The following is a 12,763-nucleotide window of genomic DNA, read 5'->3' on the forward strand; positions in this document are numbered from 1 at the left end:
TTTTAGTTGTAACACTTTTGTTTATGCGTTTGTAACACTTTCGCCAACAGTATCCAATCCGATTATGAAGCTCTTCAAAAAGCAAGAGTTCGACAAAAAACTGAGGAATCGCCTGTGCCAGTTGCGTAAGTCCTGAGCTGTTGTTGGCTGTAAATGTTATGAGTCATAATAATAGATCCTGCCTCTACGAGGGTTAGGTTTTACAAAGGGCGATCGCTTCGTTGTCCAGACGGGGGCGGTCGTCTTTTGATATCTCTATTTTATCAACTCTCAGTAGACAAATCAACTCTTAGGCGACATTTTTTTGCAAAATAGCCAAAAGTTCAGATGGGTCAATGTATACAGCCGGAAACAGTTGCTTAAAATCAGCATCAAGCGCATTGCAGATAGCTACAATTAAATCAGTGGAAACAGCTTCTGCCTTGCCTGATTCCAGTTTATGAATGTACTGGTAGGTGCAAGTGACTCCATTGTTATTAACTTTGTCAGCAAGGGTTCGCATGGGAACGTCACCACGTAATGATTGTAAGCGTTTTCCCAGTTCAGTACTCCATTTAAGTCTGTCAACAGAATCGAGAGAAATCATCAGTTTACTCTTATCATTCTTACTCACATTGTAATCTCCCAGTTGACTAAACAGCTTGGTGACTACTATGAGTTTAAAGTTCATCAAAAGCTGTGAGAATATGAACTCTAAGATTTGGCAGACAGTATTTAATAATGGTTCTGTTCTTGGTTGTAATTCGGCAGTGTTTTACTAGGGGAGATGAATAAAAGCCCTAGTAAAAACCGCCGACGTAAGGGCAAGGGGAACGGCTCTATTTATTGGCGCACCATTACCAGGAACGGCAAAGATTACCCCCAGGCTTACTATCACTGGCAGGAGAACGGGCAGAAGAAGACCAAGTACATTCCCAAAAAGTTACTAGGGGATATTCAAGAAGCTAACGCAGCTAAACGCCCAGTTGTAGAGATACTACAGCTGTTGGGGGTTGAGGTCAGCCCTAGTAATTTACTAGGGGATAACGAAATAAACCCTAGTAATGAAGCCCCAGAGATAAACCCTAGTAATAACATATCCCCTAGTAAAACGCGGCGAAACAAGGGGGAAGGGAGCGGTAGCATTTATTGGCGAACGATTACCAGAAACGGCAAGGATTATCCGCAGGCGTACTATCACTACGAGTTTTGGAACGAGGGCGATCGCTTAGTCAAATCCTCGAAGTACATCCCCAAGCGGCTGCTGAAGCGCGTTCAGGAGATGGAGCGGGGGAAAGCGGCAGTGAGGGAGGTATTGCAGGTGTTGGAGGGAATGAAATCAGGATTTTGAGGTTATATCTACACAGGACTATACCAACCTCTAGCAGCTACGGTATAGCTGCGTAACTAAGGACAAGCAGCAGTTAACGCAAGTAAGTAATTGGGCAAAATTAAATTCATCTGCGGGAACAGAGGGCAGGGAACAGGAAAACAATTATCAACATTAGTTAGGATTTAATGGTGTGAAGTTATACCCACTAGGAGATGTGTTATCTTGTCTAACCTTGACTAAAAATGCTTTCCCATCTTTGCGATCACCCCATTGCTGAAACTTAATCTTTCGCGTTGCTCCATTAATTGAAAAACGAGGACTCGATAACTTCTTCTGCAACCCTTCACGAGTTGGGCTACCTTTCAAGCCTTCAATAATCGATATTGTGGCATCATACGCCATTGCGGTGCGCCAGTTTACATTTCCACCCCAAAGTTTCCTAGCATTGTCAGGAAAGGTACGATCTGAAATTGAATCAGGATGCCAAAATACAGGGATGACTAAGTTATTAAAAACTTTCCCAGAAAGTACCGTTTCATATGTATATAATGTTGGGCTGCCAAAAAGCGCTAACCGTCCTTTATTAGCATTTGCTACAATTACAGATCTATCAATTCTATCTACATAGGGAGCTATTAGTAAGCTATCTGCCCCAGCTTTAATAGCATTATCAATTACCTTACTGGCGTTTAAGTTAGGGTCAGCCAAATTACAGGATACATAAATAAGATTGACATTAGGAGCATCTTCGACGAATTCATTTCTAAACGCTTCATTATCAATAGCATCTGGATCATCACAAATAGCAATCTTGGTCTTGTGAGCTTTTTTAACAATATATGTAGAGAGTGCGCGTGCTGTAGAATTAATACTAGGAACAGTACGAAATATGTAATTTTGGCTAAGTTTACTATTGCTGCTTTCAGTTAGACTTTTAGAAAAGCTGGTTGGCGAGATCATTACCAACTTATCCTGATACACTTTAGCGGCGGCAATCGAAACATCACTGGCGTTATGACCGACCACTGCCAAAATCTTAGAATCTTTGACAAACTTGTTGGCAAGTTGTATGGCAATTTTAGGATCGTTATCATCATTAGCAATCTCGACCTGTAAAAGCTTCCCCTTAATTCCACCTTTGCTATTTGTCTCATTTTGAGCCTGAGCTACACCGCGCAGAATTTCTTGTGCCACATTCGGGTTGCTACCAATTGGCACACTGACAGCAATTTTGAGAGTATTGCCACCATTAGCTTCGGCATTATTTAGGTAAATTAAAGTTTCTGGATCATTGTGATTAGATTTAAGTGATATTTTAAAGTTCTTAGTGGCTTCGTTAAATTTTCTAGAAGCAAACGCTTTCACCCCTGCTTTCTTATTAGGGTTTGTGTTTGATTCTACTAAAATTTTGTCCCCTAAGCTAATCCGTTTTAGTAACGCTATATTATTACTTACCTGATTTTGCAGGAATACTACACACGCAGTTGTTAAGCCAACCAATAATATGGCACTAATCGAGAATCCAATATTCCTCTGCCGCTTAAGTTTATCCTGGGCTTCAGCTAAGATTTGGTTTGCTTGTGTTTGTACCTCTAAAGCCTTTCTTTCCTTTCTTTCTGCCTCTAAAGCTTTTCTTTCTGCCTCAAAAGCGATTTGAAGTTCTCTATTTTCCAACTCTCGGCTAGCAGCTAAGAATTGATAATCTTGATCGCTCAATCTTTTACCAGCTGCCCATGTCTGGGCATCTTGCAATGCTTGCCGTCGCAGCAGCCGGGATTCGTCTTGATAGTTAGAATTTACCCATGCTTCTAGTGCTTCCGCATAGGGTCGCAGAGTTGATAATGCTTTTTCAACCCAGCTTTGATTAAAAACAGACTTATAGATGGAGTTGTTAACTATCAATTTGCCTTGCTGCTTTACCACCAAACCTGACAGTCTTAGCTCTATTTGTTCTGGGCTGTCATCTGCTTCTATTTCACCATGTTGTAAAATTCGCTGATATAAACTTAGTAGTTGACTTGTACGCTGTTTGCTCTTAAAAATGCGATCACGAATCGTCCTCAAATGCTCTGGTTCATCCTGAGATTCCCAGTTATCGATAATTTGGCGTTCTACGAACATTTTTACCCACTCTGCCTCACTCAGAGCAGGAATAGGGGATTGAGAACTAACTATTAATTGGCATAACTTTTGGGTAAGAAATGGTTGTCCTCCCGTCCACTCCAATACCTCTTTTAAAATAAATTCGGGATTGTCTGCCAACTTTTCTAACCCCTGAATCAAAGATAATTTGGCTTCCTCTAACTTAAATCCAGTCAAATTAATTGCTTGACCAATATTAAATGGTGTCCGCCGTTTATCAGCAATTAAATCTGATGGCGTTGCCACCCCTAATAGACAAAACGTGAGGCGATTGTATTCTGGATTGTCCACTCGCTGATTATAACAGGCGCGAATAAAGGCAAAAAAGTCATCACTCGGAAAATTTAAACCGAGAACACTCTCAATTTCATCAATAAAAATAACAATATTTTGGGCGATTTGCGCCAGCATCACCGATTCAATAAATTCTCTCAATCTCTCCAAAGGAGACAACCACTCACGTTCGCGCCACCAATTTCTGAAATTGATTTCTAAACTAAAGTCTTTTGTTAGACGATTAGCGATTCCAGTATACCACCGTTCAATAGTTACTTGCTCAACACCACCCATTGAAAGGTCAATGACAGTACAAGCAAATTCTGCTAGTTTTAGCCGACGCATTACTTGAACTCGCAGACTAGATTTCCCAGTCTTACGGGAGTTGAAGACATAACAAAACTTTCCAGCTTTTAGACCTTCATAGAGTTCATCATCTGCCTGCCGCCTTACATAAGTGGGTGCATCTTCTGGTAAAGTACCACTAAATATATATTCGTAAACCATAGATCAACCTAGTTAACTGCTGTGTTCAACCATCGATTTGAAAGCGATTTTCCTATGTTGCTGTCAGACGAACCGAAAAATACTGACGATACAAATTGCATCTCGGACTGCAATCATTACCTTGCATTTGTACCAAACCCATCCTGTTTAATTTAAATGCCTCAGCAGATTCTAGTGTCACAGGGTTGTTTGTCGTCATTACTTGGTGTAAAGCTGCTGCTAGTTCTGGATATTGTTGTACATCCCCCAACTGTTTTCGCAAGTAATTACCAAATGGACTTGCTTCTGTGTCAGCCATTTGCAAAAGGTTCAAGAGCGTGTTTTCCTGACTTTTAAGATAATCAAAAGCTATCTGTACTAAATAAGGATGTCCTCCTACGATAGCCATCAGTTGCTCAACGTCATAGTTGCTTAACCAATCAAGTCCATTTTGCTGTACTAAATCCTGCACTTGCTCTTGGTTAAATTCTGGTAAAAAAATAGTCTCTCCTACGCCAGCAAGAGGTGAGGAGAGGATATTTAGTGAGCGATAAACATCTGTAGAATGTACCAATATCAACCGAAGATTTTTCCAAATCGCACCTCGGTCATCGCTCCTCCTCGCCATGTCATGCCAACCTCGTAACAAGCAACAAAAATCATTGGCAATAGCAGAGTGTTCAAAAACTCGATCCACTTTATCCAAAGCAAGTACCAAAGGAGAAGTGCATTCTACTAACAGATACTCCTCGAAGTAAGCTGTGGTGTTATCGTTACAGCCAAAAATGTCGTCCCAACGATTATTCAACTCGTTAGGCAGCCCTAGTAGCCTACCTACGCTTACACAAAACCATTGAGAAAATTTACATATATCTTTAAATACTGTACTATCCGGTAGCTCAAAACTCAATGTTACAGTTTTATAGTTCTGCTTTCTTGCTTCAATGAGAATCCGATCGAGAAGTAAAGTTTTACCCATCTGCTGAGGTGCTTTGATGCGGATGAGCGCTCCTAACTGTTGTATAGCCTCGTAACAGCGAGACTCAACGGGTGGGCGCTCTACATAACAGGTAAAAGTTAAAGGAACTGAACTCTCATTCAGTTCTGCTTTTGGTGCTAATTCATCTAGTTTAGATTTGCGTATTCCATGCCACTCGTCGTAAGCAACAATATCTATTGGTTGCAATTTAAACACCTTAACAATACTTTCGATAGTGTTTTTATCAACCTTATCTTTAAGAAACCGCTCATATGTATCAAGACTTACCTCTGCTTTATCCGCAAGAGCTTGACGAGACCAACCATTATTAATTCTCTGAGATTCAATTATTTCTATTCCTTCTTTAGTAGCTTTAACACCACGATATCTGCGATTCTGATTCATAAGTGGCGGCTCAGTAGACTTACGGATAATAATACTATAGCTACTTTGAGAGATCGTTCTCAAGTGTAAATAAGTGCAGATAACATATCTGCACTTATCTGCGGCGGGGCAAACGCACGGTATTTCTGAACCCCTTGCTGGATAAGGATATTGACGAAAAAATTGGCTCAATCAAAAAAAGCCGAAACCCTTGCTATTAAAGGATTTTTATACTTTAGATGCGTTTGCCCGGTTATCTGCGGTGATTTGCCCCTTTCAGAATATTACCTTTCTAGATATTTTGATTATGCAGAGGTGCTTAAACAGTGAGAATTCAGTTTTGATACTTTTAGCAGATAGTCACAATAGTACAGCAGTAGCGAGTCCGCGTATAGCATTGGGGTTTTATATCAGGCAACACTCAATGGTTGCGCTTGTGAACGCCGCGCTGAGATTAAATACAAGGTATAAAATGCACTTTGCGCTTTGGTGAGGAGTCTGAATTCCTTATGCCTCTTGTGCCAGTTCCTAGTCCTTAGTTACATACTCAATAAAACATCAATGAAAACTATGACGCTAACGTTAAAAAACCTAGCTTGCATGACTACAACCACAGTCTTTTTTGGACTAACAATAGGATTTTCTAGTATAAAGCCAACTTCAGCTAAATCTCTATCAACAACCCCATCCACAACAGGTTCTCAAAATTTATCATTTACCATTGCTCAAAATACTCCACAACTAATAGATGCTAAGACTCCCATTTATGGAGCTTGGAAACTACGTTATAGCGTTGATGGCATTGTTTATGAGAGTTTTCTGAAAATGCAAGGCAACTCCGGAACCATGAGGACTCGTTTTTTCAGCCCTAATGTAGATCGAACTGAAATTGTAGACCAAACTATGCAACTTCGTTCTTCTGCCGAAGGATTAATCTTGTTAGGTTCTCATCCCGTCTATGGTGGAACTACTATTTCACATCCTACTTATAGTCCTGATAATTTTTTATTCCGAATCAATCCAGATGGCTCAAAAGAAGTTTTTACTTGCGATTATCTTAAGCAGTGTTCACCTGTAAATTTAGAAACGCTCTGATTCTGAACGTTTAACTAGAACATTCGTAATCAGCGTTTATTAACTAATTAAATTGGACTAGAAATATGCTTTCCCTTACTCGTTATCAATGGACAGTTTTTTTTGCTGCGTGGCTTGGTTGGGGCTTCGATTTATTTGATAGTTTGCTATTTAGTTACGTAGCACCAAACTGTGTACCAACTCTGTTAGGTTTACCAATTGGTTCTTTTGAGGCTAAAGCTGCTACCCTTTTTTGGACTGGATTATTGACTTCAATATTATTATTAGGCTGGGCAGCAGGAGGCATTCTTTTTGGTATGCTTGCCGATCGCATTGGTCGTAGTAAGACGATGATGCTGACCATACTCTGTTTTTCCCTTGGTACAGCTACTTGTGCTGTTGCACCTAATATAGCAATCTTAATTCTTTCGAGAGTTATTGCCAGTTTAGGACTTGGAGGAGAGTGGGCAGCAGGAGCGTCACTTGTAGCTGAGGTGATGCCAGAGCGATCGCGGGTAGAAGCTGGAGCGCTTCTTTACACATCCGCTCCAGTTGGTCTAACTTTAGCAACACTAGTGAATCTACTAGTTGCAGGAGTCTTGTTCAAGAACAACCCCGAAGTTTCTTGGCGCTTTGTCTTTTTATTTGGCTTACTTCCCGGTGTAGTTGCCTTTTTGTTGCGTTACTTCGTCAAAGAGCCAGAATCGTGGCGAAAAGAAGCTAGGAATACGCCTGCACCCAGTATCCAAGAACTATTCAATCACAAAAATTTTCCCCTAACTCGGTGTGGCTTTCTGACAGCAACAGTAGCCTTACTGACTTGGTGGACTTGTAATGGTTTTATTCCAGTAATTTCGGCTGGTTTAGCGCAAACGGCAGCTCTTGCTCAAGATTTAGATAAGGTGGCAACACAAGCACTTATCGAGCAATGGAAAACTATTGCATCCAACAGCTTTAATTTGGGAGGACTAATCGGCACTCTACTGACAGTTCCCCTAGCTAAATACTGGGGACGCAGAAAAATGCTTTTTCTTTACTTTTTACTGTCAGGTCTTGCCTTGATAGTCACTTTCGGACTGAATTGGTCGCCCTATACTCGTCTTTACTTGTACTTCCCGATTGGGTTAACTGTTTTTGGTGTATTTGGCAGTTTCACCTACTACCTACCAGAGCTTTTTCCTACTAGGTTGCGAGCAACAGGTGCTGGTTTCTGTTACAACGTCGGGCGAGTGATAGCAGCAGGTGGCCCATTTCTAGTAGGTGCGATCGCCTCAAGCGGCTCTAATGTTCTCCACAGTGCTTTAGAATTACAGCTTTGGCTAGCTGTTGTACCGCTGATTGGTCTGTTTTGTATGCCTTGGGTAATTGAAACAAAAGCTATTAAGTCGTAAGCATACCCCGCGATAAATCGACGGGGCTTTAGCCACAGATTTGACGGCTATTTCAATAGCCGAGTCGATTTTCCTCCCAGAGCTAAAGCTACTGGGTTTCTAATCTCCCGGAGATTTCTAGATGAGACAGATTTTAGGCGGACGTTATCAAATCATTTGTCTTTTGGGGAAAGGAGGTTTTGGAGAAACTTACTTAGCCAAAGACAGACATTGCCAAGAGCAAATTTGTGTTGTTAAGAAACTTGTACTTGGGACTGACGACCCATTTAGGTTGCAGATAGCAAGACGTTTATTTGCTGAAGAAGCGAAAGCCCTATATAAATTGGGTAGACACGAGCAAATTCCCCAACTCTTAGCTGATTTTGAGGAAAACCAAGAATTTTATCTTGTTCAAGAATTCATTGATGGTCATGACTTAGACCATGAAATTAAACCAGATAAGCAGTTGAGTGAGGCAGTTGTTATTCAACTTTTACAAGATATTTTAGAAGTCTTGGCGTTTGTCCATGACAATAATAAGATTCACCGAGACATAAAACCCTCAAACATAATCAGACGCAAACAGGATAACAAAATTGTCTTGATTGATTTTGGTTCTGTTAAAACAGTTAGCACTCAAATTCACTCTTCTCAGGTTCAGTCTTTAACAGTGCAAGTTGGAACCCCAGGTTATATGCCGGAGGAACAAAAGCAAGGAGAGCCAAAATTAAGCAGTGATATCTATGCAGTTGGAATGGTTGCAATTCAAGCTCTAACAGGTGTAATACCTTATTGTCTTTCAAAAGACCTCAACGGGAAAGTTATCTGGTATCATAGAACACAGGTCAGTAATAGACTAGTGGATATCTTGAATAAAATGGTGCGTTGTAATGCTGACGAGCGTTACAAATCAGCAGTAGAAGTTTTGCAAGAACTTTCTTGCATAGTAGCGCTACAACCACAATTACGACCTTTGCAAAATAATCTAACCCTACCTCTTCAAACACAATCTTTGCAAAACAACCTGACCCTTGCTGCTAATCCGACTTGGGTTAGGCGAAGACTTGAAATTGTAAGGTCTCTGAGGTCTTTACATAAAAGGCTTGTATTTGTTGCACTAGTGTTCATTGCAGCTTTCATGACGATAGTGATCCCAATATTTGCATCGCCGCCAACCTGTCCTTTAAAGTTTGAGGATTATTTAAGTTGTGGAGAAGAAACATTATTTCCACTAGACTCAGCCATCCCAGAAAAACAACAAGGAGTTAATGCCCTGGCACACAAGGATTATAAAAAAGCAATTCCTTTGTTTGAAGCAGCATATAAAAAGCGAAAAAATGACCCAGAGACATTAATTTACCTAAATAATGCTCAACTAGCAGCTGAAAATACAAAGACTTACACAATTGCTGTATCAGTTCCTATTGTTAATAACCAATTGATAGCTGAGGCAATTCTGCGGGGAGTTGCACAAGCCCAAAATGAGATTAACAAAGGGAGAAAAATTAATGGCAGAGGTCTTAGAGTACTAATTGCTAATGATGCTAATAACTCTAAGCAAGCCCGACAAATAGCTGAGAATCTTGTGTCACAGCGAGATATTCTAAGCGTTGTAGCTTACTATGCAAGTGAATTAACTGTAGAAGCTTTGCCTGTTTATCAGCAGAATCATTTAGTATTGATTTCTCCTGGTAGCACTGTAGACCAGATTCGAGAAAAAGTTACTCCAAATGACTTTTTCTTTCGCACTGTACCTAATGCTAGCGTGAGTGCAGAGGCTTTAGCTGACTATCTGCTTAAACAAATCCCTAACCACCCAACAGCAGCAATTTTTTACACTCCCGAAAGTCTTTATAGCGACTCTATGCAGAAGGATTTCCGCAGTAGTTTCCAAAATAAAGGAGGAAAGGTAATAGAGCTAACAAATGCGGAATTTAATTTGTCTAACCACAGTTTCGTATCCCATAACGCTATAGAACAAGCAAAACAAAAAGGAGCCACAGTGCTTGTCCTGTTTCCAGATGGTCAGGTTAACCCTTTCTCTTTCAAAAATACCTTAAGCCTAATTGATGCCAATCAGCAAGAGTCTGTTTTAATGGTAGGAGGATGGGTACTTTACGATACTCAGATTTTACAAAAGGGACTATCCGTTGCAGAAGGTCGCTTAGTGGTGGATGTTCCCTGGCATCGCTTGACCAATCCTAATTCTATTTTTCTCCAAACAGCCAGGGATTTATGGGGGACGCAGCAGGTGAACGCACCTACAGCAATGTCCTATGACGCGACTCTTGCTTTGATAAATGCTTTAAAAAAACTAGACAAACCTGACCGCACTCTCTTACAAAAGACATTAGCTGACCTTCAATTTACTGGAGCTTCGGGACAGATTTCTTTTGTAAATGGCGATCGCAAGCAGTCTACTAATCACTTGGTCAAAATTGTACCATCTAGGTGTTCGTCTTATGGGTATACATTTGTACCTATTGAGTATTCTAATAATCCAGTTGATAGTATAAGGTGTGATATCTAACAAGATAACGGGCCTAACTAGCAATCAGCAATGCTAGTTGAGCCTGTTATTGCCGATCCCAACAAATTACCAAAGACAACCCCGAACTCAGAGGCAAAGGTGGGTGTTGCGCGATTATCAATCAGGTAAACGAGTTTAGTTGCACTGTGAGAACCTGGGATGGCGAGTACACGGTTGGGGTGCAGTATCTGAAGTCATTTGACTATCTACCTGCCGAGTGTGAACAGATGCAGTCCTTGAGCGATCGCATTACTCGAATATATTCCAATACGGTTCAGTTAAGGCTAAGAAGCTGATTAGTGATATGAAATTTCGGAGCTTCTACTCGTTTTCCAGTACCTCTGTGTTTTAGTTTTTTAGAACGAAACTTTGATACAGGTTTTTTCACAACTCTGGGATTAATACGGTGAATTCGTTCGGGTAATAAAGTATCCAGAATCTCTACGGTTAACCAATCGAAAAAAGGGGGAATTCTTCTGATTGCAAATGTTGAAATTTAGGAATGGCACGACGAATGACCCGTAACTCATATCTTGCACCTGAAAACTTGAATGTCAATTCCATGACTAAGTGCCAAGTCTCTCAGACGTTCAATGTTTTGTAAAAGAAGTAACAGCACTAATTGTGGAAATATAGTTTGGAACGCAATTTCTGCGGCTTGTCCCCAATCAGGTAAACTTGTAGCTGCGCTCGTTGTTGATAAGTAAGCCCAATGCGCCAAGATATAGGAGATAAGAGACAGTATCAACCAACGGTAAACGCCTAAAAGTGTTCCTTGTCCAAAACGGTGCAAGCCGAAACGGTGTTTGGCAGTCTTAAACCAACCCTCTATCTGCCCTTCGGGTTCGCCAGTTGCTTCAAGTCGGGGAACCCGCCCAACGCACTGGCTCACCATCGTCGTTTACCCCACCAAGAAATGGTGCTAGCTTTGAGAACCTTGGTAGAGACGACAAATCGTTTTTCATACTTGCCATCATCACGTTTAAAATAGTACCAGGATACAGAAACAGGAAATTTCAACCCGTGAAGGTACAGCTGTTGTCCTCGCTTATGTAGTCGAGCAACACAGCGTCCATCTGTTAATTTACGGGTGCAAGCTATACCAGCAATCACGTGGTAATTCAGCGATAATGATAATCAAATAGGGTGTGGGAACGGTTGCCATTGGCAACTGTTCCCACACCATGAAGCCTTTTATGGTGCTGGCTTCCAATGGGAACTGCCACTACCTACCTATACAATTATCATTTTCATGAAAACTGAAGATTCAGATGTTTTTTAAGAATATTCACTAGACAAATTTGTTAAATAATTATCTATTGCTTACGTAGACTAGTTTATTGTTCCCTTGTCATAGTTTTACGCTCTTTTTCACTAACCTGTGGTTTATCCAGAGAGGTGCAAGATATGAGGTAATGTTCCTGTAAAACTTAGACGCAAAGGAGGAACAGAAGCACTAGTTGCAGCTTGAAACATCAACACTCTGACTGACCAATGCCCCAACAACCAACCATACACTTCTTGTACAACTTCTCGTGGCTTTTGGGAACGAACATGGGTTTTTCGCCCCAAGAGATGTATTTTTAATTCATCTAAGATGACTAATCTTACTTTTGGAAATGCTGCAATTGTTCCAGGACGACTGCTCGGACGACCAAAAACTCTTGCATTTTCTTCGCTGTCTGGGACATCAAAACAGGTGCCATCAATGACTACAATTCTTAGCCCATTTATAAATGCTCCTAATGTCTGTTGTGTCGCCATTGGTCGTATTAACTGATGAAATAATTGGCTCATCACTCTTGCGCCTATTCGCTGCCGAGCTTGTGTGATAGCTGACTTACAAGGTACTCGCCAGTATTTCCCAACCTTAATCCATGCCTCGGAGAGACCATCAATCAAGTTCTTCAGTACATCCCGCATTGAGTCTTTCGACCACAAACTCATAGCGATTACAAGGCTTACCACTAATTGTGCTGGTAATGACCGCTTGCGTTCTTCTTCACTTTGAGTTTTAGCGATCGCCTGTTCAATTGCCGTTGCTGGAATAGCCATTTCGATTGCTTTCAGCAAGTCAGCATTTTGTATCTCAGGAGACACCAACGAAAAATCCCTCAGATGCACGATACTTAATTTCCATTCTTGGGAACAATGCCGAATGGCACTAAGAAAAGCTCTAAGCTATGCTCTGTAATCATTACAGGCATTGA

At 40.9% G+C, this 12,763-nt stretch carries 10 protein-coding genes and 1 pseudogene; 5 read left to right on the forward strand and 6 right to left on the reverse strand.

The window, feature by feature from the left end:
* Positions 1-289: 289 nt before the first annotated feature.
* Positions 290-586, reverse strand: a complete 297-nt coding sequence (locus tag AC5JMF_RS23265; RefSeq protein ID WP_495798074.1) for a helix-turn-helix domain-containing protein — start codon at positions 584-586, stop codon at positions 290-292.
* Positions 587-766: 180 nt separating this feature from the next.
* Here AC5JMF_RS23265 and AC5JMF_RS23270 point away from each other — a divergent pair, with 180 nt between their 5' ends.
* Positions 767-1,330 carry a hypothetical protein gene (locus AC5JMF_RS23270; protein ID WP_495798075.1) on the forward strand — a complete coding sequence of 188 codons (564 nt, stop codon included), beginning with the start codon at positions 767-769 and terminating at the stop codon, positions 1,328-1,330.
* Positions 1,331-1,483: 153 nt separating this feature from the next.
* Here the strand turns inward: AC5JMF_RS23270 and AC5JMF_RS23275 are convergent, their stop codons facing one another.
* Both AC5JMF_RS23275 and AC5JMF_RS23280 read right to left on the reverse strand, forming a co-directional pair.
* Positions 1,484-4,237: an AAA-like domain-containing protein gene (locus AC5JMF_RS23275; protein ID WP_495798076.1), complete on the reverse strand. Its 2,754-nt coding sequence runs from the start codon at positions 4,235-4,237 to the stop codon at positions 1,484-1,486.
* Positions 4,238-4,289: 52 nt separating this feature from the next.
* Positions 4,290-5,600, reverse strand: coding sequence for an AAA-like domain-containing protein (locus AC5JMF_RS23280; RefSeq protein WP_495798077.1), 1,311 nt, complete (start codon positions 5,598-5,600; stop codon positions 4,290-4,292).
* Between the two features lie 549 nt (positions 5,601-6,149).
* Here AC5JMF_RS23280 and AC5JMF_RS23285 point away from each other — a divergent pair.
* The 4 genes from AC5JMF_RS23285 (at position 6,150) to AC5JMF_RS23300 (ending at position 10,849) form a co-directional block, all read left to right on the forward strand.
* Positions 6,150-6,674 (forward strand): hypothetical protein, encoded by a 525-nt coding sequence (locus AC5JMF_RS23285; RefSeq protein ID WP_495798078.1) that lies wholly within the window; start codon positions 6,150-6,152, stop codon positions 6,672-6,674.
* A gap of 65 nt (positions 6,675-6,739) precedes the next feature.
* Positions 6,740-8,044 (forward strand): MFS transporter, encoded by a 1,305-nt coding sequence (locus tag AC5JMF_RS23290; protein WP_495798079.1) that lies wholly within the window; start codon positions 6,740-6,742, stop codon positions 8,042-8,044.
* A 121-nt stretch (positions 8,045-8,165) separates the two neighbouring features.
* Complete coding sequence (locus AC5JMF_RS23295; RefSeq protein WP_495798080.1) at positions 8,166-10,553, forward strand: bifunctional serine/threonine-protein kinase/ABC transporter substrate-binding protein; 2,388 nt, start codon at positions 8,166-8,168, stop codon at positions 10,551-10,553.
* A gap of 146 nt (positions 10,554-10,699) precedes the next feature.
* Positions 10,700-10,849 (forward strand): hypothetical protein, encoded by a 150-nt coding sequence (locus tag AC5JMF_RS23300; RefSeq protein ID WP_495798081.1) that lies wholly within the window; start codon positions 10,700-10,702, stop codon positions 10,847-10,849.
* 230 nt (positions 10,850-11,079) lie between these two features.
* Here the strand turns inward: AC5JMF_RS23300 and AC5JMF_RS23305 are convergent, their stop codons facing one another.
* From AC5JMF_RS23305 to AC5JMF_RS23315, 3 genes and pseudogenes are all read right to left on the reverse strand, one after another.
* A complete protein-coding gene (locus tag AC5JMF_RS23305; RefSeq protein WP_495798082.1) occupies positions 11,080-11,448 on the reverse strand; it encodes a hypothetical protein in 369 nt (122 codons plus the stop codon).
* Complete coding sequence (locus tag AC5JMF_RS23310; RefSeq protein ID WP_495798083.1) at positions 11,442-11,666, reverse strand: hypothetical protein; 225 nt, start codon at positions 11,664-11,666, stop codon at positions 11,442-11,444. The genes AC5JMF_RS23305 and AC5JMF_RS23310 overlap by 7 nt, the downstream gene beginning before the upstream one ends.
* A gap of 300 nt (positions 11,667-11,966) precedes the next feature.
* A pseudogene (locus AC5JMF_RS23315) lies at positions 11,967-12,623 on the reverse strand (transposase domain-containing protein); the annotation flags it as partial.
* Positions 12,624-12,763: the final 140 nt, after the last annotated feature.

Source organism: Desmonostoc vinosum (assembly GCF_059505385.1).